Source organism: Balneola sp. (assembly GCA_002694685.1).
Classification (GTDB): Bacteria; Bacteroidota; Rhodothermia; order Balneolales; family Balneolaceae; genus Gracilimonas.
In genome coordinates this window covers 396596-417570 of sequence record NZMW01000010.1, presented here as the reverse complement: position 1 = coordinate 417570, position 20975 = coordinate 396596, and the positions used below count along the sequence as shown (strand labels likewise).

General features: G+C 42.6%; 18 protein-coding genes, 1 tRNA gene and 1 pseudogene. 13 read left to right on the top strand and 7 right to left on the bottom strand.

Translation table 11 applies throughout. The annotated features are described in order from the left end of the window. The first annotated feature begins 5 nt into the window (after positions 1-5). From CL667_11525 to CL667_11490, 8 genes are all read left to right on the top strand, one after another. Positions 6-956: an acetylornithine carbamoyltransferase gene (locus tag CL667_11525; protein MAL18330.1), complete on the top strand. Its 951-nt coding sequence runs from the start codon at positions 6-8 to the stop codon at positions 954-956. Then, positions 953-1714 (top strand): acetylglutamate kinase, encoded by a 762-nt coding sequence (gene argB / locus CL667_11520; GenBank protein ID MAL18329.1) that lies wholly within the window; start codon positions 953-955, stop codon positions 1712-1714. Before CL667_11525 ends, argB begins: the two co-directional genes overlap by 4 nt. 41 nt (positions 1715-1755) lie before the next feature. Then, complete coding sequence (locus CL667_11515; GenBank protein MAL18328.1) at positions 1756-2829, top strand: acetylornithine deacetylase; 1074 nt, start codon at positions 1756-1758, stop codon at positions 2827-2829. 123 nt (positions 2830-2952) lie between these two features. Beyond that, positions 2953-4248 carry an argininosuccinate lyase gene (argH, locus tag CL667_11510; protein ID MAL18327.1) on the top strand — a complete coding sequence of 432 codons (1296 nt, stop codon included), beginning with the start codon at positions 2953-2955 and terminating at the stop codon, positions 4246-4248. 87 nt (positions 4249-4335) lie between these two features. Next, positions 4336-4878 (top strand): 2'-5' RNA ligase, encoded by a 543-nt coding sequence (locus CL667_11505; protein MAL18326.1) that lies wholly within the window; start codon positions 4336-4338, stop codon positions 4876-4878. Between the two features lie 74 nt (positions 4879-4952). After that, complete coding sequence (locus CL667_11500; protein ID MAL18325.1) at positions 4953-5909, top strand: zinc-binding oxidoreductase; 957 nt, start codon at positions 4953-4955, stop codon at positions 5907-5909. Between the two features lie 66 nt (positions 5910-5975). After that, complete coding sequence (locus CL667_11495; protein ID MAL18324.1) at positions 5976-6167, top strand: CPXCG motif-containing cysteine-rich protein; 192 nt, start codon at positions 5976-5978, stop codon at positions 6165-6167. A 1-nt stretch (position 6168) separates the two neighbouring features. After that, positions 6169-6747, top strand: a complete 579-nt coding sequence (locus CL667_11490) for a hypothetical protein (protein MAL18323.1) — start codon at positions 6169-6171, stop codon at positions 6745-6747. Positions 6748-6813: 66 nt separating this feature from the next. Here CL667_11490 and CL667_11485 read toward each other — a convergent pair whose 3' ends face one another. Then, a complete protein-coding gene (locus CL667_11485; protein ID MAL18322.1) occupies positions 6814-7137 on the bottom strand; it encodes a cupin in 324 nt (107 codons plus the stop codon). A 281-nt stretch (positions 7138-7418) separates the two neighbouring features. Next, the gene (locus CL667_11480; GenBank protein ID MAL18321.1) at positions 7419-8024 is read right to left on the bottom strand and encodes a hypothetical protein; all 606 of its coding nucleotides are present in this window, start codon (positions 8022-8024) and stop codon (positions 7419-7421) included. A 71-nt stretch (positions 8025-8095) separates the two neighbouring features. Here CL667_11480 and CL667_11475 point away from each other — a divergent pair, with 71 nt between their 5' ends. Next, positions 8096-9439: a hypothetical protein gene (locus CL667_11475; GenBank protein ID MAL18320.1), complete on the top strand. Its 1344-nt coding sequence runs from the start codon at positions 8096-8098 to the stop codon at positions 9437-9439. A 65-nt stretch (positions 9440-9504) separates the two neighbouring features. Here CL667_11475 and CL667_11470 read toward each other — a convergent pair whose 3' ends face one another. After that, entirely contained in the window at positions 9505-9939 is a 435-nt protein-coding gene (locus CL667_11470; protein ID MAL18319.1) for a hypothetical protein, read from the bottom strand. Between the two features lie 399 nt (positions 9940-10338). Between CL667_11470 and ggt the strand changes: the two genes are divergently transcribed. Next, on the top strand, positions 10339-12072 hold the full coding sequence (gene ggt / locus CL667_11465; protein MAL18318.1) for a gamma-glutamyltransferase: 1734 nt from the start codon (positions 10339-10341) through the stop codon (positions 12070-12072). A gap of 410 nt (positions 12073-12482) precedes the next feature. Here ggt and CL667_11460 read toward each other — a convergent pair. From CL667_11460 to recJ, 4 genes and pseudogenes are all read right to left on the bottom strand, one after another. Next, positions 12483-13182: pseudogene (locus CL667_11460) on the bottom strand (hypothetical protein). A 129-nt stretch (positions 13183-13311) separates the two neighbouring features. After that, positions 13312-15201 carry a hypothetical protein gene (locus CL667_11455; GenBank protein ID MAL18317.1) on the bottom strand — a complete coding sequence of 630 codons (1890 nt, stop codon included), beginning with the start codon at positions 15199-15201 and terminating at the stop codon, positions 13312-13314. A 272-nt stretch (positions 15202-15473) separates the two neighbouring features. Continuing rightward, positions 15474-15546 (bottom strand) — tRNA-Phe (locus CL667_11450). 137 nt (positions 15547-15683) lie between these two features. Then, a complete protein-coding gene (recJ, locus tag CL667_11445) occupies positions 15684-17384 on the bottom strand; it encodes a single-stranded-DNA-specific exonuclease RecJ (GenBank protein ID MAL18316.1) in 1701 nt (566 codons plus the stop codon). Between the two features lie 294 nt (positions 17385-17678). Between recJ and CL667_11440 the strand changes: the two genes are divergently transcribed. From CL667_11440 to CL667_11430, 3 genes are all read left to right on the top strand, one after another. Next, positions 17679-18854 carry a leucine dehydrogenase gene (locus CL667_11440; protein ID MAL18315.1) on the top strand — a complete coding sequence of 392 codons (1176 nt, stop codon included), beginning with the start codon at positions 17679-17681 and terminating at the stop codon, positions 18852-18854. Positions 18855-19229: 375 nt separating this feature from the next. Beyond that, a complete protein-coding gene (locus tag CL667_11435) occupies positions 19230-20132 on the top strand; it encodes an Hsp33 family molecular chaperone HslO (protein ID MAL18314.1) in 903 nt (300 codons plus the stop codon). Between the two features lie 12 nt (positions 20133-20144). Continuing rightward, a complete protein-coding gene (locus tag CL667_11430; protein MAL18313.1) occupies positions 20145-20975 on the top strand; it encodes a hypothetical protein in 831 nt (276 codons plus the stop codon).

Genomic DNA, 20975 nt, shown 5'->3' with positions numbered 1-20975 from the left:
TACTAATGAAATCATTTTTATCTATAAAAGACGTCCGTGATTTACCAAAGCTGGTTAAAGTTGCGCTGGAGATCAAGAAAAATCCACACGTTTATAAAGACCTTGGTCAGAATAAATCTATGTGCCTCATCTTTTTGAATCCAAGCCTGAGAACGCGGCTGAGTTCTCAGAAAGCTGCTTTTAATCTTGGGTTGAATACGGCGGTCTTGGACGTTGGAAGTCAGGGCTGGCAGCTAGAGTTTGCGGATGGTGTCGTCATGGATTCCAACAAGGCAGAACACATAAAAGAAGCTGCTGCAGTCATAGGATCATATTTTGATGTTGTTGCTATTCGTGCTTTTGCAAAACTTGAAGATAGGGAAGAAGATTATAGCGAACAGGTGATGGAGGCTTTTAAAACATACTGTCCCGCGCCGGTTATAAACATGGAATCCGGAACCGGTCACCCACTGCAAGCGCTTGCCGACCTTATCACCATAGAAGAGCATAAAAGCGTTGATAAGCCAAAAGTGGTGTTAACCTGGGCTCCCCATCCTCGGGCATTACCACAGGCGGTAGCCAATTCGTTTTCCAGATGGATGCAGGCGGCGGACTTTGACCTCACTATTACTCACCCCGAAGGTTATGAACTAGTAGATGAAGCTGTTGGAAATGCCAAGGTCGATTACGATCAGAACAAAGCCTTTGAAGGTGCTGATTTTGTATATGCCAAAAACTGGAGCAGCTATTCCAGCTATGGTAAAATACTTTCTACCGATCCGGAATGGATGGTCTCAAAAAAGAAAATGGGACTGACCAATAATGCTAAATTTATGCACTGCCTTCCGGTTCGCCGTAATGTGATTGTAGAGGATGCAGTCATAGACAGTGAAAACAGCCTGGTTATTCCTGAAGCAACCAACCGAATTTATTCCATGCAGGTGGTTCTTCAACATATCTTAGAGGGGTTGAAATGAAGTCAGTGAAGGTCATAAAAGTTGGTGGAAAGGTAATTGATGATGATCAAAATCTGGATGCCTTTTTAGCATCATTGGTTTCTATCAAAGGACCAAAAGTCTTGGTTCACGGTGGGGGTTCAATTGCTTCAAAAATGGGAGAACGACTTGGCATCAAACCAAATATGATAGAGGGCCGCCGAGTCACTGATGCCGAAACACTGGAGGTTATCACCATGGTTTATGGCGGACTGGTCAATAAAAAAATTGTCGCCAAGCTTCAGGCTTTGGGAGCAAATGCGGTCGGACTTTCAGGAGCCGACCTCAACATCATTCCAGCCAAAAAACGCAATCCTGAACCCATCGATTTTGGCTGGGTTGGCGATGTTGAAAAAGTAAATACCCAATGGATTTCTGAATTCTTGAACGGAGATGTGATCCCTGTCCTGGCACCTCTCACGCACGATGGAAGTGGACACATGTTGAACACCAATGCCGATACCATTGCCTCAAAGATAGCATCAGCTTTATCAGAAGACTTTGAAACAGAGCTTATGTTTTGTTTTGAGCAATCCGGCGTCATGAATGAAGACAAACTAATAACCGAACTGAATCTGCTTTTGTACCGGCACTTGAAAGGCACCGGAATTGTCACAGAAGGAATGATCCCAAAACTTGACCTCGGATTCGCAGCCCTTACCAACGGGGTGAAGAAAGTCAGCGTAAGGAGCTTTAAAGAAGTATATAAACCTAAATCAGGAACAACATTAGTATCGTAGTTTGAACATCAATGTTTGAACTATAACTAGTTAAGGAAACAATGAGTGAAATTGAACAACTTACAGAACAGGCCATTGAGCTGCTAAAAAAACTGATTTCTATTCAGTCCTACAGTGGCGATGAAGATAAAACCGGAGACCTGATTGCTGCTGTATTAACCGAATTTGGTTTTGAAGCTCAGCGAAAAGGCAATAACATTTGGGGCTGGTCAGGGGAGATCGATCCTAAAAAACCGACCATCATGCTAAACTCGCATCATGATACCGTTAAGGCTTCATCAAAGTGGACGAAAGAACCGTTCACTCCAACCATAGAAGATGGAAAGCTTTTTGGCTTAGGAAGTAATGATGCCGGGGGCCCTTTGGTTAGCCTGTTAGCTACTTTTGTTTATCTGTCCAAAAAAGAACAACCCTACAACCTCATTTTTCTTGCTTCCGCGGAAGAGGAAACTTCAGGGAAGAAAGGGGTTCCTATTGTTCTTCCGGAATTGCTTGATATAGATTTTGCAGTCGTTGGTGAGCCGACTTCTATGGATTTAGCCATTGCTGAGCGTGGGCTGATTGTGCTTGATTGCATATCTCATGGAAAAAGCGGCCACGCCGCCAGAAACGAGGGCGAAAATGCGTTCTACAAAGCAATGAAAGATATCGAGTGGTTTAAGACCTTTGAGTTTGATCAGGATTCTGAAGTGCTCGGCTCTATCAATATGACGGTAACCATGATTGAATCTGGAAGTCAGCATAACGTGGTTCCGGATGAATGCCGGTTTGTGGTTGATGTGCGCCCAAATGAATTTTATACGAATCAGGAAGTGGTGGATATTATACGAGAGCATGTGGATTGCGACGTAAACCCGAGATCCACTAATCTCAACGCTTCCGGTGTAGACCTTGACCATCCATTTGTGAAAAAAGCACAGACTCTCGGAATTAAAACTTATGGATCAAAGACCATGTCAGATCAGGTTCATATGGATTTCAACAGCGTAAAAATTGGGCCGGGAAATACTCACCGCTCCCACACGGCAGATGAGTTTATCTATCTGGATGAAATTCGCAATGGCATCAAAATCTATATTGAGCTTTTGGATGGTTTGAACTTGGAACGCGGATAACATTGATTTTACGGATAGTCGCTAATTTAATTTATATCTGTGATGATCTGCAGAATCCACGTCACCCGTGTTCTAACTCTTTCGTGCTTTAAAGCTTTCATGGTAAATTAAAAATTAATAATTATGAGCAACAAGAAACTTTGGGAAAAGGGAATTAAAACCGATGCATTCATCGAGCAATTTACTGTAGGGAAAGACCGTGAGCTTGATCTGGAACTGGCTAAATATGATGTACAGGGAACCATAGCGCATATCACGATGCTGGAATCGGTGGGATTGTTGGAGAGTGATGAGCTCGAAATCCTGACTAAGGAATTGAACCGGATTTTGGCAGAAGTCATTGAGCCCGGCGATTTCGAAATTGAAGATGGCGTTGAAGATGTTCATTCCCAAATCGAACTTATGCTGATCCAAAAGCTGGGAGATGTCGGTAAAAAAGTCCATTCCGGTCGCTCCCGAAATGATCAGGTGTTAGTTGATATCCGATTATACCTGCGAGATCAGATCAAAGAAATAGCACAGCTTTCTAAGAAGCTTTTTAATACGCTGATTGATCAAAGTGAAGCCACGAAGGAAATACTACTTCCGGGATACACACACACTCAGGCTGCCATGCCGTCTAGTTTTGGGATGTGGTTTGGAGCTTATGCTGAAAGCTTAGTTGATGATTTGGTTTTGCTGGAATCTACCTATCACATCATCAACCGAAATCCGCTGGGATCGGCTGCCGGCTATGGGTCTTCCTTTCCTTTGAACAGAACCATGACTGCAGAACTTCTCGGGTTTGAAGGCCTGAATGTGAATACAGTATATGCCCAAATGGGACGTGGTAAAACAGAACAAACGCTTTCTTTTGCCATGGCCGGACTTGCCGGGACTCTCAACAAATTGGCCGCCGATGTTTGTCTCTACAACAGCCAAAACTTCAAATTCCTGAAGTTGCCCGATGAACTCACCACCGGTTCCAGTATCATGCCCCACAAAAAGAACCCGGATGTTTTTGAGCTGATTCGTGCCAAAACCAATGCACTAAAAACACTTCCCAACCAAATTATGATGGCCACCACTAATCTGACTTCCGGCTACCATAGGGATTTCCAGATTTTGAAAGAGTTATTGTTTCCAGCTATTGAAGAATTGAAAAGCTGCCTATTTATCACCGAATATGCCGCCGGACAAATGGGCGTAAATGACAAAATTTTAGACGATCCAAAATACAAACTCATCTTCTCCGTAGAAGCTGTGAATGAATTGGTGAAAGAAGGCGTCCCGTTTCGGGATGCTTATCTACAGGTAGCCCAGCAAATCGAAGATGGAAGTTTTGAGCCACCGACTGAACTTAATCATACCCATGAAGGCAGTATTGGGAATTTGGGTAATGAGGAGATCAAAGAAAGACTAAACAATCTTGAGATATAATAGATTTTAGACTCTAGATATAAGACATAAGATGTAAGATTATCTCGAGTCTAAAATCTTACATCTCATATCTAACTACTATAACTCATGAACCAACTGTACTTTATAGCTTTAATTCCTCCCAGTCCGCTTAAGGATGAAATACAGGAGTTGAAGCTGGAGGTAAAAGAGAAGTTCAAAAGCTCCCACTCGCTGAATGCTCCTCCACATATCACCCTACTCAGTCCTTTTCGGCTGGAAGATGAAGACACCAATCAATTAAGTTCTCTGCTGGAAGCTTTTATTCAGAAATTTGAACCGGTTGAAGTGCACCTTAATAACTTCTCTACCTTCCCACCCCGGGTTGTTTTTATTGATGTAGAACAAAGCCCGCAACTCATGGAAGTGCAAGAAAAACTGGAAGCACTGGCTCGATCTCATTCTGAACTCTTCAACTACAATTATGCGGAACGGCCTTATCACCCTCATGTAACACTCGCCTTCAAAGATCTCACCAAATCCAATTTTTACAAAGCCTGGGAGGAGTTCGAAAATCGAGAGTTTAAAGGCTCTTTTAAAGCAAATACTCTTTCTGTTTTAAAACATAATGGTGAGTCCTGGAAGGTTATCGAGACTTTTTCACTTAAATAGCATTTAGCGGAATGCACTGTTTTGTTCACTTGTTTTGATATCAAATAGAAAAAGACATTCATCAACACATATTTATGAGCAATACAATGAACGCTGCTTATTTAGAGCAGTATGGAGATTTTGACAAGATTAAAACTGGAGAACAGAATAAACCTGAGGCCGGCGAGGGCGAAGTACTAGTTCGAGTTAAAGCAGCAGGTGTAAATCCGGTAGATGCTGCAATTGTGGGCGGTCACCTCAAAGATGCTATCCCCGGAGAATTCCCCTTAATTCCCGGATGGGATGTTGCAGGTGTGGTTGAAGAAACCGGTCACTCGGCAAGTCGCTTTAGCGCCGGAGATGAAGTATATGCTTATGCACGCCGACCTAAAATTCAGCACGGGACTTTTGCTGAGTATATCAGTCTGCCCGAATCTTATCTCGCTGAACGACCTTCTAATATTTCTATGGAAGAAGCGGGCGGAATCCCATTAGTTGGGTTAACAGCTTATCAGTCAATTTTTGATTTTGGGGAGTTGAAAGAAAATCAAACTTTACTCGTGTTAGGAGCTTCGGGTGGAGTTGGCACCTTAGCTATTCAGCTGGCAAAATCAGTTGGTGCAAATGTTATTGGTGTTGCAAGTGAAGCCAATCACGAATACATGAAAGAACTTGGTGCTGACCACACCATTGATTATCAGGATACACATGTCGGTGAGGCCGTGAAAGAAATTCACTCAGATGGAGTAGATGTGATTTTCCATTGTTCCCGTGGAGATTCTTTTGCACAAGTCATGGAAACTGGTGTGCTGAAAGAAGGTGGAAAAGTAGTTTCTATCACAAACAGCAAACCTGACATCAGTGATGATATTGACTTTAAATATGTATTTGTAGAGCCTAATGCAGAACAGCTCGAGCACATTGCTGTATTAGCAGACAGTGGTAAAATTTCTTTACCCGTCACAGAAACATTCACTCTTTATGAAACCGGAGACGCCCTGCAGAAGGTTCAATCCCTTCACACCCGAGGGAAATTAATAATCACTCCGTAGTTACCTTTTCAAAAATTAGTTAAGCCGAGCCTTCAAGCTCGGCTTTTCTTATAAATCTCATAAATCATGACAGGCGAGTTTGAACATACTTTTATGTGTCCCTACTGTGGAGCTCAGATCAATATGATTTTAGAGCAATTTTATCCAGAACAGGAATACATCGAAGACTGTGAAGTCTGCTGTAACCCCATCAACATTCACTACAAATTTCAAGGCGAAGACCTTATCTATTTTGAAGCTTCATCAATAGGACAATAATATGCCAATCATAAACCATGAAATGACGATTGAAGAGGCCTGGGGAAAGGTGTTAAGTGAACTGAATGCCGCCTCAAAAAATCCCGGACATGCTTTTCGATATCTAAGCCTTGCCACTGTTGATGCAAAAGATCAACCGTCTCAGCGAATGGTGGTTCTTAGGAAGTTCAGCCAACATAATCGCTTTACTATCTACACAGATGCCCGATCCGGTAAAGTTGAAGATCTCATAGATAACAATTCTGTGAGCCTTCTTTTTTATGATCACGACCAAAAACTTCAGGTCACTGTCAAAGGTAGCGCTAAGGTTTTATCTGATGGCGAAGGGAACCTTAACCACTGGACAGAATCCGGCTCTAAAGGAACTCATTCCTACACTTCAGTTAAGAGTCCGGGAGAAGTTATCCAAAAGCCTGATGAGGCCTACGAGTGGAATCTTGAGGACTCTGAACATTTTTGCGTGATCCATATTGAGTCGCACAGTATGGAATTTCTTCAGCTTGATGGTCATCGGCACTTGCGATCTTTCAGAGAGCTGTCGTCCAATGGATCTTGGAAAGAGCGTTGGATTGCTCCTTAATTGCCTTCAAAAAGAAAAGCCCGATGAAAAATCATCGAGCCTTAAAGAACTAAATCTCATATGTCATTACTGTAGATGCGCCGGCGGTGAAGTCGCCTCTACAGCTGAGAATGTTTCTAAAATTTTATACGTGTGCTCTGCTTCTTTAGGTACTAAATAGGAATTACCTTCTGTCAGCTCGATCACTTTATCGTTTACGTGTAATTCTGCCTTACCCTTAAGCACGTAACCAACTGTTTCATAAGAATGGCTGTGCATTTCTTTGTCGGCTCCCGGCTCTTCATCTCTCCAAACTCTAAGTCCTACATTTTCTCCGGATGCCAGGATTTCCTTCACATCATTTCCCTCGGTTAATTTTGCTTCTGCGACTTCTTCTGTTGCTGTACTCATATTCTGTCTCTTTTGATTTATTTGAATTAGTCAAAAACTACAACAGGATATCAGGCAAAGGCATTTCATTGAGTTTAGACTGGTGTTTTAGGATACATTTCAAAACCGATTTTTGTGAAGAGGAACGTACGCGACAAGAAGCTCCTGCTTCGTCATGCTACCTAGGAAGCTGGAGCCTCCGGGACTGCGTTGCTAAGCCAGAGCTTAGCAACGAGGTTAAGCAAATAGGTTAACACCCACCAAAATCTTGAGGCAGTTAATGTGATAGGCAAAGCCATCCCTCAAACAAAAAAGAACTCCTCATCTACCTCCTGCATCAGCCTCCAGTCTAGTTGATCCAGAATATATACCAGATGAAAGAATCGATTTTCATCGGTTTTTACTACATAGTTAAGTTCCTTGGTAACCATCACGTTTTCCATATGCCGGGTAGGAATATCCATCACCTGTGCGGAGTTAATTTTTCCGGATTGAAATCTATAAGGCTGCATTCGCTGAATGAGGGGTCGCTCCGTACCATCATACTGCTTTTTAGCTACCTCTTCCGGGAGCAGCTCAAAACGATAAGGCACCATGCGATGTGCTCGTGAAGGCAGGTGCTTATGGCGCTGTACATAAACGAGTACGCGGTCTATGGCTTTTCCTTCATAACCGGGCGCTGGCACTAAACTCCAGAGCAACTCTTCTTCATTAAACATGAGGTCCAAGATATCCCCCGTCTTTGTTTCCACTGTGTAAAACGACTTCATCACCCCGCCCTGAACTTTACTGTGGCAAGACCGAACCTGGGCAACATCCCTGCGATAGGACAAACGCCAGTCCGGGTAGCGGACTCCTCCGTACCGGGTAAAAATTGCCAACATATCTATAAGCGGAAATTTGTTCATGACCAGTAATTCTGTTTGGTCATTTTAAACTATACACATATTTTGTACATATCAATATATATGGAGAGAAAATGCCAAATAAAAAGCCGCACCCTTATCAGCCCGAACATGATGTCCACCGAATAACCCTATATAACACCGTATACCCTGAGCATCAGCATCGCTCCCAAAAAGACCGCTTGTACCTGCACTTTGACTTCGCATGCTTCTACGCTCAGGTAGAACAGCTTCGAAGAAAAATGTACGGGTTGCCGCTAATTATCGGGGGATGGAGAAAGGAAAATGGTCAGGTAAAAGGGATTGTGGCTACAGCCAGTTATGAGGCCCGGAAGCTGGGTATCAAAACCGGCATGAGTGCCTTTGAAGCCTATCAGCTTTGCCCGCATGTGTGTATGCTCCAGGTAGACTATGACGCATACACCGCCATATCAAAGCAGGTTCATTTTATATTTAAGGAATTTGCTCCCGTCGTGGAGCGGTATTCTATGGATGAGTATTTCATGGAAATCGATTTTCTTAAAGGTCGTACTCGCCAACAAATCAATAGTTTTGCTCAGCGGCTCCAAAAACGTATTTATCAGGCCACCTGCTTAGTGGGAGCTATCGGAATTGCCCGATCCAAGACCTATGCGAAACTTGCCAGCAGTTTGGACAAGCCCAAAGGACGAAGTCTTATTCTTACGGAAGACGAGGAGCGCTCTGAGATCTGGCCCCTCGACGTCAATGAAGTATGGGGAGTTGGCAGGCGCAGGCATGAGCACATACTTGCTGAAGGCTATAAATCCATCGGAGATGTAGCTGAACGGGGTAACCAAAAAACTTTTATACGGCTGTTCGGGGCCAACTTTGGTAAGATGCTGTTCCAAACCATTACCGGCAAAGATCAGGGACGGGTGATGGAAGAAATCTCTGAGAACTACGAGCCAAAAGGTGGTGTGAGCTATGGACACACTTTCTCGGAAGGATCAACTGATTTAGAACGGGTAAAAGGAGAGTACGCCATTGCCGTTCAACAAGTATGCTACCGAATGAGAGCCTATGGTATTCGGGCTAATTCATTTTCCGGAGTGATCGGTTTTAATGAGCAGGATAAGCCCGGGATTGGATTTCGGTTTGTAACATCTGCCCATACCAATATCGATGACTACGTATACCAAAGCCTCATGGAAAAAATTGAACCAGGGCTGAAAGAAATATGCAGTCATGACATCGAGATTCGTAACCTGATGCTGGGGACTTATGAGATTGACAAAACGAACCAGCTTAATGTCTTCTTTCAGGATGATGAGGATAAAACCGCCCGGGTCAAAGCAATGGACGAGATCAAAAATCGATTCGGGCAGAAGTACATTACTAAAGCAAATACCTTATACCGAGTGGAAGGCAATACGCACTTTCTGGAGAGGAATGTTTGAATATGGCATCTTTTTTTACTGGAAGCTGGAGCTACCAGTAAAAAATCTGCTATTAGTTGGCAGACTTACAATTCAGCCTTTACTTGTTTGAAGTAATCCAGCACTTTCTCCCAGTTTTCAAACCCTTCCTGTGCAAAATGGATATGGGTGCCCTCAAACTTATCAACTCCTCTTGCGGTACGATCATCAATTATATAATCTCCATTCACAAGGTTTTTGTGATGACTCAGGATCAGCCTTTTGTAAGCCTTATCCCCAATATATTCTTCTACCCATAATCGCTTATCGATCCAGGAAGTAGGGTTATCCCAAGGGGCGGTTGACAGTATATAAGTATCGAAGTTTTCAGCCAACCAATGGTAAGCTTCAATGGCTCCAGGTAAAGGCTTCATAGTAGAAAAAATGCCCGGCACGTTATCAAGGTCATCACCGTAAGACTTTTTCTCGTCTTCTGATAACTGATCAATACCCGACTGGAAGTTGACTAACACATTATCCATGTCAACAAAAACACGTATTTGATTACTCATTGTTATATGAATTTTGATTTTAAGATTTGATGGGAGAGTAAATGTGATTTACAGTTTAAGCTACCTCTCAATTTTTCCCGAAATCACCTTAAAAGATAAGGACTGAATATGACACATTGTGTCAGGTCTTATTTTAATATTTTAAATATCACTTCCTTCCTTATCTCTCCACATTAATGCCCCACTTTGATTACGCCTTTTCAGCTCGTGACTACTCTAAACACAGCTCGTCACGAAGCTCTGACTTCGTGACGCCACCGGAGAAGCTCCAGCTTCCCACTAAAATATCCGGGGCTTTCTTTCCTCCCCTTTTGTAAAAGGCACTTCTGGGTTGTATAATCCTACGTATTTAAATTAATCAGCTGTTACATGAAATCTTTTTTCTACTCTTCTACTCTCTTCCTCTTTGGGTTACTTCTTATCTCCCAAACTGCTTCTGCCCAAATTGACCGGGAAGCCGGGAATTTAATCTCAACGCGCTCTGAGGTTATTGCCCAGCGAGGCATGGTAGCCACCAGTCAGCCTTTGGCCACTCAGGTTGGTCTGAATATCCTTCGGAACGGAGGCAATGCCATTGATGCTGCCATCGGAGCTAATGCCGCCATGGGCTTGATGGAACCCACCGGAAATGGAATCGGCGGTGATCTCTTTGCTATTATTTGGCATGCCGAAAGCGGGAAACTCTATGCCCTCAACGCCAGCGGTCGCTCCCCACAAGGTTTGTCTTATGATCGACTGATGGAGATTCTGGACGCTAAAGGCGAAGATGATATTCCTGCCTACGACCTTCTTTCTGTATCCGTACCCGGAGCTGTGGATGGCTGGTTCGAAATGCACGAACGTTTTGGTTCTGTTGATATGGATATGATTTTATCTGAACCTATTTATTATGCTGAAAACGGGTTTCCGGTTAGCGAAGCGATCTCTGCTTCCTGGCGACGAAGCGTTCCCTTTCTGAAGAACCAGCCCGGAGCTTTTGAAGAGACTTTTTCCATTGATGGGGAAGGGCCTGAAAAGGGTGAAGTCTTCCGTAATCCTGACCTCGGCAATACCTTCCGCTTGCTTACAGATCAGGGACGGGATGCATTCTACAGAGGAGAAATAGCGCAGAAAATTGATACATGGATGAAAGAAAACGATGGCTATCTCCGCTACGAAGATTTCGACAACCACCATTCAGATTGGATAGAACCGCAAACCGTAAATTATCGGGGTTATGATGTGTACCAGGTGGGCGGCAACGTACAGGGCACAGCCGTCTTACAGATATTAAATATTCTGGAAGGATTTGACCTATCGGAAACCGGATTTGGGTCAGCCGAAACCCTGCATCTAATGATTGAGGCCAAAAAGCTTGCTTTCGAAGACCGCGCCAAACACTATGCCGATCCCGATTTTCATGAGGTTCCTTATGATAAACTGTTATCCAAAGAATATGCAGCCGAGCGTCGAAAACTCATCGGTGACCGGGCACTTAATGACATCACCACCGGGGTAGATGTAATTGAAGATGGTGACACCATTTATCTTACAACCGCAGATGAAGAAGGCAATATGGTTTCACTCATTCAAAGTAATTTTCGAGGAATGGGTACCGGGTTTGTGGTTCCGGGCACGGGATTCAGTTTTCAAAATCGCGGAGAATTATTTTCCACTGACCCTGATCACCCAAATGTATATGCGCCCGGAAAAAGACCTTTTCACACCATTATTCCCGGATTTGTTATGAAAGACGGCAAGCCGATTATGGCCTTTGGTAATATGGGGGGTGGATATCAGCCGATCGGTCATGTCAGTATTCTTACCAACATCATCGACTTTGGGATGAACGTTCAGCAAGCCGGAGATGCTTTTCGGTGGGAACATTCCGGCTCCACTCAGCCAACAGATAACCTCTCAGACAATCTTACAACTACGGGACAAGTGAGTATTGAGTCCGGCGTAGATTTTAGTGTTGTGCAAGCCTTAAGGCAAATGGGACATAACGTTCAGATTGGAGACAGCTTCTTCGGACGCTTCCAGGCTATTATGCGCGACCATGAAAAAGGCGTGTACTTTGGAGCCTCCGAATCCCGGGTTGATGGGCAGGCTGCCGGATACTAAGTATCACATTTCATACTCGTCACGAAGCTCTTGCTTCGTGACGCAGTTGAATACGCATTAAGTCTGCTATTTTAGATTTTTCTTTTTCGACTCACCCCCATTCTTCTCCTCATTGAAGGCATATAAAACTACATTGATTAACTATTACCTATTATTACTTACCGAATAGGAACCAATGAACTGCCAAAACAAAATAGATTTGGTCAGCCAGGCTCCTCTACCGTATATTGGTCGGAGTTGCTTCAAATAAAAGCACACTATGAAGTAAACTTTAGTATTTCTCCCCAGACAGTTCCCCTCATTCGATAACTATATCCTTGTCCCAAATGCTTTATGCAATTATCAGTTATTAGTACCGGACTGTTTTAAGCACCATGAATTGATGACTTCGTTTTTTGAAGCTGGACCTTTCGGGAATGAATCTGCTTTATAACCTTAGCTAAAAAGGTTCCTGTGGCAGGGTCTAATATCTGAACCTTGGAACCTCTCCCTGTTCTTTCTTATAGCCTGTTGCAGAGCGTTTATCAGGAACATCAGTATTAACCTTCACCGTAGTTTTTGAATTGTCGGCTAAGCCATCTTTTAGGATATCATCTACGGCTCTTACTATAAAGTTTACCACAGGTTCGGGGGTGTACCGTACTCCACGGCTCTTTCTTAGTGAAGGGTCATATTCAGCCAAGAACATTTCATAAAAGTGAATGATAGGGTCTTGTTGCTTGGTAGCTTTGATCTCTCCACCTACTACTTCGGCAATGCGAATAGAGATGATAAACTATCCCTCTCGGAAAGGTGAAAATCGAGATGATCCGTAAATATAAGATTAGGGAGCCCGTCTTTATAACGGTTGAATTGCTCCTTATTCTTTTTCTTTCCACTCAGGTCGGGGTCGGCAATATCTTTAGCCTCTACATAACCAACGGGAATATTCCCTTTAGTGAGAATGTAATCGGGCGCTCCAACATCTGAACGCTTCGGCTCATTGGTTACTAAAATATCAGGGAGAATAGATTCTAAAAGGGTTTGTCAGTCTCCTCTGTAACTGTGCCCCCATGAGTACCCCGATTTATAGTGCCTATTTAACTCTTCAACGTATTCCTGAATGGTCATAGACAAATAATTTGGTTGGCTCTTAGGCCAACAAAATCAGGTATTAATGACAAATCTTTCTATGATTAATTTTAAACTATTATGATTTTTCACGTTCAGTTTCATTATGCAGATTTTGGCCAGAAGTCATCATTTAATCAATAGCATCTTTCTGGTCTGGGTGAAGTCCCCCGCTTCGATGCTGTAGAAATACATTCCGCTCGACAGATTGGGTGCATCGAAATTAACCGTATAGGTGCCTGCACTCTGCTGCCCATCCACCAGTAGTGCCACCCGCTGACCCAGCGTATTGTTTACCTGAATCCGCACCCGCGAAGCCTCGGGCAAGGTATACTGAATCTGTGTGGATGGGTTAAAAGGGTTGGGGTAGTTTTGGTTTAACTGAATCTGAGTGGGATAATTCTGAACCTGGTTCAGTGAAGTTACCAAATCATCAGTGCCAAAAATTAAAACCAGGTTACTTACATCTGATTGATAAAACCCCATAAGATCCAACAATCCATCCCCATTAATATCCGCAAACTCATAATCCAATGAAAATCTGCTACCTCTGCCTGGTCCATGTATAGCGATTCCATCTTCCTCGCTTAAATAGAATAAATCGATAGTAGGATCATACTCTTCTTTACCGATCAATAGATACAAATACCCCATCTTAACTTTTTCTCCATCAGCAACTGGTGCTGACGCGATTATTTCGGCATATCCGTCGTTATTAAGATCCTTGTTTAAAACCTTAGCTCCTAAGTTATCCTCTGCTCTGGCAACCTTAATCGTTACGCCATTTGTTCCATTTAACGTGGTTAAATCGAATATTTCCCCATATCCTCCCTCTTTACCAAATAAGGTATAGACCTCTCCATCATCCTGAGGTTCAACGAAGCTTACACCAGTTGCACTCATGGTTAGATCAGCAAGTCCATCACCGTTGACGTCACCCGTTGCAACCGAAGTACCCAGTAAGTCGTACTCACTGATGCCATAAATTCTGGTGATCTTCGTATCAGAAGAGCTATTTATTTGATAAACCGAATCAATATTATTGGAGCCATATATAATGGTTACTAAACCGATTTCTGTTTTGCCTTCATACTCAGCGAATCTGGACCCTATTATAAGATCATTAAGGTTATCTCCGTCAAGGTCACCACTACTTACTGAAAAGCCAGTGAAGTAAGAGTATCCCGTACCTCCACCAAATATCGGAACCATATTTCCCTCTGCTTGTGGACCAATTATTTTATAGCCTTGTGAAATATTTAGAGTATCTAGAGAAATTTCCGCCGGAAATATATTTTGACTGTTTCTGCCGTATAATACGTAAACAATTCCCGGGGAAAATATTTGCTGTCCACCTTCATCAAATTTTTCACCTCCAATTGGAGCCCCAATTATTATATCATCGATATCATCATTGTTCAGATCCCCCCTTTCCAAACTAAAACCAAGTGCACTGTTTTTTTCTTTGTCAATTAACTTAAACCCTTTTTCTTCGGACAATACAGACAATTCAATGGTATCTGGCATCTCACTCTGCCCGTAAATGATTCTCACTTCATCATTATCTTTTATATCCATTTCAGAGTAATTTTGCCCAATGAAAATGTCATCAAGACCATCATTATTTATATCTGCAAGTGCAATATCTCTAGTCCTGTAACCCTCGAGTCCATTAATAATTGTAACATCAAGACTATCTATTTCAGCAAGTTCTATATTACTTTGATCTGATAGTTTCTCAGAGCCGTAAAGTATTATGAGTCCCCCTGGAACGGGAAAACCTCTTTCGTTTTCGTAGGGGTCAATTACAGTTAGTAAATCCTCGTAGTTATCACCATTAATGTCTCCGGTGGTAAGATGTTGAAAAGCCGGAACTGGTAAACCAATTTTACCAGTTCCACCTGAGATCGTAAAACCACCTTGAGCTTGTAAAGCATCATTTATAGAAAAACTTGATTGGCCAAAGGATGAGGTCGAACAAGCACTCAATACTAGAATTAAGTATATATATTTTCTCATGGCTCGAAATAATTTTATCTCTTTTATCTAAATATATTAATCTAAAATCAGATTGAGATTATTAACAAAAGATTATAGGGAAAGCGTAAATGATTCGAAAGAAGAAAGAAAAGCTAAATAATAGTAAAATCGAATAGATATAAAGCGGGAAAAGGCTACATGCGGACTGAATAACCGCCTACTAAGTTATTCATAGTCTATTCATTCTAAAATATATCATCAAACCAAAAAAGCCCATGCAAATCTTTGATCTACATGGGCTTTACTTGATGTGGGACCGGGCGGATTTGAACCGCCGACACACGGATTTTCAGTCCGTTGCTCTACCGACTGAGCTACAGTCCCTTTCAACAAGGACGGCAAAGATAAAGGGTTTGTAATCCTTATACAATATTAAATTCAGGAAAGTTGTCAGGAGCAAGGTTTTAGGTGTTAGAAAGAAATACTAGCACCTAAAACCTAACTCCTTGCCCCTCTTTATCCTAAATCTGAATGTCTTTCAATCGAAGTTGAAGTGTCCGGCGGCCATTCCAGTTGTTCTCTTCCAGTACATAGGCAATCTTAAAAGGGTCTCCACCCCGAACGCCCGGCAAATAATCGTGCATGTTAAAGCCGATCGTATCAAATATACCTGAACCTTCTTGTTTCACCCGCATCTTCAGGTGCCCATTACCGACAATAGTTGGAACGCCTACTACCTTCACCTCTTCACTTACAAAAATTGGGCGAAGGTTTGCAGGACCAAATGGTTCAAACTGACTCAGAAGTTTCCAGAACTTCATATCCACTTCCCCTAAATCCAGTTTGGCATCGATATTGAGTTCCGGTTCAAAAGAATTTTCAGAAAGATCGGTATAGGCTAGATCATTCATCCGTCGGCGAAATTCTGAGAGCTTATCTTCTTCCAGTGTGAGTCCCGCAGCAAATTCATGCCCGCCAAATTGCTCTAACAAATCCCCGCATTTTTTTATGGCGTCGTAAATATTAAAACCTTTAATGCTCCGGGCCGATCCTTTTATTTTTCCATCTACATTACTCAGCATAATAGCCGGGCGATGGTATAAATCGACCAAGCGAGAAGCTACGATACCAATCACGCCAAGGTGCCAGTCCTCGCTGTACAGCACGATGGTCGAGGTCTCATCCATATCAAAATCTTTCTCGATTTGTTCCATCGCCTCTTTCATCGTTTTGGAATCCGTATCCCGCCTTTTCATGTTGATGGATTCCAGCTCATAAGCGTGGGATTTAGCCTCGCCCAGCGTTTCCGAGATCATAAGCTTTACTGCGGTGCTGGCGTCGCCCATACGCCCCGCAGCATTTATACGAGGGCCAATTGAAAATACGATCTTGGATGTGTTCACATCCTCTTTGGAAACCTTGATCAGCTCAAGCAGTGCTTTAATTCCAACTCTGGGACTTCGCTGAATCATCTGCAAACCTGCCTTCATCAATACCCTGTTCTCATCAATGATGGGCACAATATCGGAGGCAATTGAGATGGCTACTAAATCCAGAAATTTATAGGAAATTGTTTGAGGAAGGCCCAGCTTCTCGATGGTTCCCTGAATCAGCTTGAAGCCAACACCCGCACCTGAAAGTCCATCAAAGGGGTAGTTGCAATCGAGTCTTTTAGGATCCAAAACAGCTACAGCATCCGGGATTTCATCGCCTACTGTGTGGTGATCACAGACGATCAGATCAATACCTTTTTCCTTGGCTACTTTTGCTTCTTTGATCGCCGTAATTCCGCAATCTACGGAAACAATCAGTGTTGCATTGATATCCTCGGCATACTTAATCCCATCCGGATTGATACCATAGCCTTCTTTAAAGCGATGAGGAATATAGTAGTCCGCATCAACCCCAAATTCTTTTAGAAAAGTATAGACACAGGAAGTTGCTGTAGTCCCGTCTACGTCGTAATCGCCATAAACGAGCACTTTCTCACTTTTGCGAATGGCCAGAGCTAAGCGTTCTGCACCTTTGTCCATATCCCTCATTAAAAAGGGATCGTGGAGGTTTTCTATCTTTGGCCGGAAAAAGTATTCTGCATCATCGTATGTTTTTATGCCGCGGATAGCCAGAAGTCGGGCTATTTTGGCCGGAATTCCAAGTGTCTCTCCCAATTTGGAGATATACTCTTCCTGCTCCGGCTGCGCGTATACCCAGCGGAATGACATGATTGTTTTGTGCTTTATTTTTATTCATAAAGGCAGTTCGGCGATCAAGCCGGCACAGCCAACGCAAAGCGTTCTTATTACCTATATAAAATACTATTTAAAGGGAGAAAATCAGCATCTTTGTTACATAAATATCACAATCCCATCATATCGTTCAGTTTGCCCCAACTTGCTTAAAAATAATTACAAGTATTTATGTGTTTGACAGTATCTAGGGTTGAGTTCCGTTAAATAAATCCCGACTTTGGAAGCGGTTCCACAAAATGAGCCAAATGATAAAATTTAAGTATTACCATGATTGACGCACCTGCAAAAAACTCAAACAAATTGAAGGAAAAGAACCCAAATTTTACTTTGTTCAACGAACTTGCAAATAAAGAGCACGAGCAGATCGTAATGTGCTCAGACCCTGAAGTAGGACTGAAGGCTATCATCGCCATTCATAACACTACGCTGGGTCCTGCCCTTGGTGGAACCCGTATGTGGAATTATGAATCTGAGGAAGCAGCAATTAAAGATGTACTTCGCCTCTCCCGCGGAATGACCTACAAAGCAGCTATTTCCGGATTGAATTTAGGTGGAGGGAAAGCGGTGATTATTGGTGATCCTCATACCGAAAAAACAGAAGCTTTATTTCGGTCTTTCGGTCGTTTTGTTGATGGGCTTGGGGGCCGTTACATCACTGCAGAAGATGTTGGGATGACTGAGCGCGAAATGGAATGGGTTTATTCAGAAACGAAGTACGTAACAGGTATTCCAAAAGCACTGGGTGGAAGTGGAAATCCTTCGCCAGTAACGGCTTATGGAGTATATATGGGTGTGAAAGCTTGTGCCAAAAAAGCCTATGGAAATGATTCACTCGAAGGGAAACGAATAGCTCTTCAAGGTGCCGGGAATGTCGCTTCTTATTTTGCACGCCACGCTGCTAAAGAAGGAGCCAAGCTTTTTATCTGTGATATTTACGGCGACAAAGCCAAAGCCCTCGCCGAAGAAGTTGGTGGCGAAGTGGTTGATGCAGATGCCATCTATAGCCTCGATGTAGATATTTATACTCCATGCGCTTTAGGTGGAGTTATTAACGATGATACTATTGACCATTTTAATTGTGATATCATTGCCGGTGGGGCAAATAACGTATTGGATGAGGAAGACCGTCACGGACAAATGCTGCTCGATAAAGGCATTTTATACGCCCCTGATTATGTAATCAATGCCGGTGGAATTATTAACATTGCCAGTGAGCTGGAAGGCTACAACGAAGAGCGCGCAATGCAAAATGCAGGCAATATTTATACTACTATCACTGATATCCTGGATTATTCGGAAGAACACAATATTCCTGCACATAAAGCGTCTAATTCATTAGCTGAACAAAGAATTGAGACTGTTGGAAATATCAAGAATAAATATTCTTCAACAGCCAGTGTTTCAGGACGGCTTGGCGAAATCTACAAACGCTTTAACAGCTGATTCTAACTAACATTTTGAGTGAGTGAGAAAAGGGGCGCTTCGGTAAGGGGCGCCCTTTTTTGATGGATGAAAGTTCCTATTTGATAAGCATCATTTTCTTAGTCTCTGATAATTGCCCATCTATAATCAACGAATACACATACACGCCACTTGATAATTTTGATACAGTTTCGCTCCTTTGGATTTTGTAGCCCACTACAATATTAATATCGTGTATTAACAAAATGTTTCATCTCTGTGCAGAAACAGCAATAATCCGGCTATTATTCTTCTCTTTATCTAGCCAATCCATTCAAATAAAACGCAATTTTCTGCGTATCTTTGGAGCAAGTTAAATACACTTAAAAGACTTTTTAAACAGTACTTCTACCTCCTATGAACATTGAAGAATATAATTTTAAAGACCGCCTGCTTAAAGGCATCACAACCGATGGTCATTTCAAGATTTCTGTTGTCAAAACGACTGAAGTTGTTAAAACAGCAAAAGAGAATCACCAGCTTTCACTATTAAATACGGTTGTTCTTGGCAAAGCACTTACAGCCACCATGTTGCTTGCTTCCGAACTGAAAGGGGAGGAACGTATTCAGCTTCGTATGGACGGGGATGGACCGATTGGATTTATTATTGCCGAAGCTAACTCTGTGGGGGAAATCCGGGGATATGTTCAGAACCCTGCGGCGGAACTGGATTACTCCAACCCTGAAACCGAACTTGGCGACGGCATTGGACTTGGAATTCTAACCTTTTCAAAAGTTCTCTATAATGAAGCTGAGCCCAAAACAAGCACCATCGAATTGGTTAAGGGTGATGTAAATGCTGACGTTGCTCACTACCTTGCTCAGTCCGAACAAATTCCTTCCGCTATTTTGGTTGATGTAGGCATCGACGAAGAAGGAAATGTAACACAAGCTGGCGGACTCCTCATCCAGCGTATGCCGGGAGCCCCAGACGGACAAATTGATATGCTTCAGGAACGTCTTGGTTCTTTTCCTCCTATTGATGAGCTCTTGAATGACGGACAATACATTGATGAAATTATGGGTAAAGCGGTATCACCGCTTCAGGTTAAAGAACTGAACCGTCAGCCTGTAGACTTTTTCTGCCGCTGTTCCCGAAAACGATTCCTGAATGCGCTATCAATGCTCAATTATGAAGACTTGAAAGAAATGGATGGCGAAGGGCAAGAAATGGTTTGTCAGTACTGCAACAATAAAGAGTTTATCTCGAAAGATGAAATCGAGAAAATCGTGATGGATGCTCAAGCTAAAATGAACTAACCAAGTCTACCCATGGGAAAACTCTCCGACGACGAAATCCGCCAAATTGTACAAAAAGCATCTTTGCTTGAAAAATTCGGAGAAGAAACCTCTTCAAAAAAACAGTCCGATCTGAATGAGGAGATTAAATCCCTGTATGAAATTACCGACGAAATAGGAATCCCGCGCCGCTTCGTTTACGAAGCATATGTGGAACATTCAGGGATACCGATTCAAGAACCTTTAGTCATCGATAATAACGATTTCAACAGTACAGAAATCGTGGGTTTTGCTAAAGGTTCTGTAGATAAAGAGCTTTTTAATGAGCTCAAAGGTCAGGCCGAGTATCACTTCAATACGCTGGGCACCGTTACCCAACGGCGTGATAAAATCATTTGGAAAGCAAAGCCGGTAGGGCCTTCCAAGCTAATTGCCTCATCAAATTCACCAGAAGTAGTATTCCAAAAGGTTGATGGGAATACAAAGATAAAAGTAAGCCAAAGCCTGAAGACCCTAAACAAGCTCTACATCCCCGGAATTCTCGCAGGTTTTGCAGGCTTCATGATGTTTGCAGGCGTCGTTTTTGATCAGGCAGGAAGCGACACAGGTCCCATTGCCATATTTTCCGGAATATTTTTGCTAACCTCTTTTCTATACACACGTTTTGTAAATGGCCGGAAAAGGAAAAGAAAGAAAAACCTTCAGGAGTTTGTAGAAACGCTGCAGGGAAAAATCGAACGGCACTTAAAATCTACTATTGATAAAAATGTAGACGAAAAAAATTCATCACAAATTGAGATTCCTGAAAATGATTATGCTGGTGAGGGTGTTGAGAGAGAATCAAGATCAAAAATAAATGAGTAG

Excerpts from the sequence above, each read along its gene's own strand:
- CL667_11525 (MAL18330.1), top strand. The coding sequence starts at position 6 with ATGAAATCATTTTTATCTATAAAAGACGTCCGTGATTTACCAAAGCTG.
- argB (MAL18329.1), top strand. The coding sequence starts at position 953 with ATGAAGTCAGTGAAGGTCATAAAAGTTGGTGGAAAGGTAATTGATGAT.
- CL667_11515 (MAL18328.1), top strand. The coding sequence starts at position 1,756 with ATGAGTGAAATTGAACAACTTACAGAACAGGCCATTGAGCTGCTAAAA.
- argH (MAL18327.1), top strand. The coding sequence starts at position 2,953 with ATGAGCAACAAGAAACTTTGGGAAAAGGGAATTAAAACCGATGCATTC.
- CL667_11505 (MAL18326.1), top strand. The coding sequence starts at position 4,336 with ATGAACCAACTGTACTTTATAGCTTTAATTCCTCCCAGTCCGCTTAAG.
- CL667_11500 (MAL18325.1), top strand. The coding sequence starts at position 4,953 with ATGAGCAATACAATGAACGCTGCTTATTTAGAGCAGTATGGAGATTTT.
- CL667_11495 (MAL18324.1), top strand. The coding sequence starts at position 5,976 with ATGACAGGCGAGTTTGAACATACTTTTATGTGTCCCTACTGTGGAGCT.
- CL667_11490 (MAL18323.1), top strand. The coding sequence starts at position 6,169 with ATGCCAATCATAAACCATGAAATGACGATTGAAGAGGCCTGGGGAAAG.
- CL667_11485 (MAL18322.1), bottom strand. The coding sequence starts at position 7,137 with ATGAGTACAGCAACAGAAGAAGTCGCAGAAGCAAAATTAACCGAGGGA.
- CL667_11480 (MAL18321.1), bottom strand. The coding sequence starts at position 8,024 with ATGAACAAATTTCCGCTTATAGATATGTTGGCAATTTTTACCCGGTAC.
- CL667_11475 (MAL18320.1), top strand. The coding sequence starts at position 8,096 with ATGCCAAATAAAAAGCCGCACCCTTATCAGCCCGAACATGATGTCCAC.
- CL667_11470 (MAL18319.1), bottom strand. The coding sequence starts at position 9,939 with ATGGATAATGTGTTAGTCAACTTCCAGTCGGGTATTGATCAGTTATCA.
- ggt (MAL18318.1), top strand. The coding sequence starts at position 10,339 with ATGAAATCTTTTTTCTACTCTTCTACTCTCTTCCTCTTTGGGTTACTT.
- CL667_11455 (MAL18317.1), bottom strand. The coding sequence starts at position 15,201 with ATGAGAAAATATATATACTTAATTCTAGTATTGAGTGCTTGTTCGACC.
- recJ (MAL18316.1), bottom strand. The coding sequence starts at position 17,384 with ATGTCATTCCGCTGGGTATACGCGCAGCCGGAGCAGGAAGAGTATATC.
- CL667_11440 (MAL18315.1), top strand. The coding sequence starts at position 17,679 with ATGATTGACGCACCTGCAAAAAACTCAAACAAATTGAAGGAAAAGAAC.
- CL667_11435 (MAL18314.1), top strand. The coding sequence starts at position 19,230 with ATGAACATTGAAGAATATAATTTTAAAGACCGCCTGCTTAAAGGCATC.
- CL667_11430 (MAL18313.1), top strand. The coding sequence starts at position 20,145 with ATGGGAAAACTCTCCGACGACGAAATCCGCCAAATTGTACAAAAAGCA.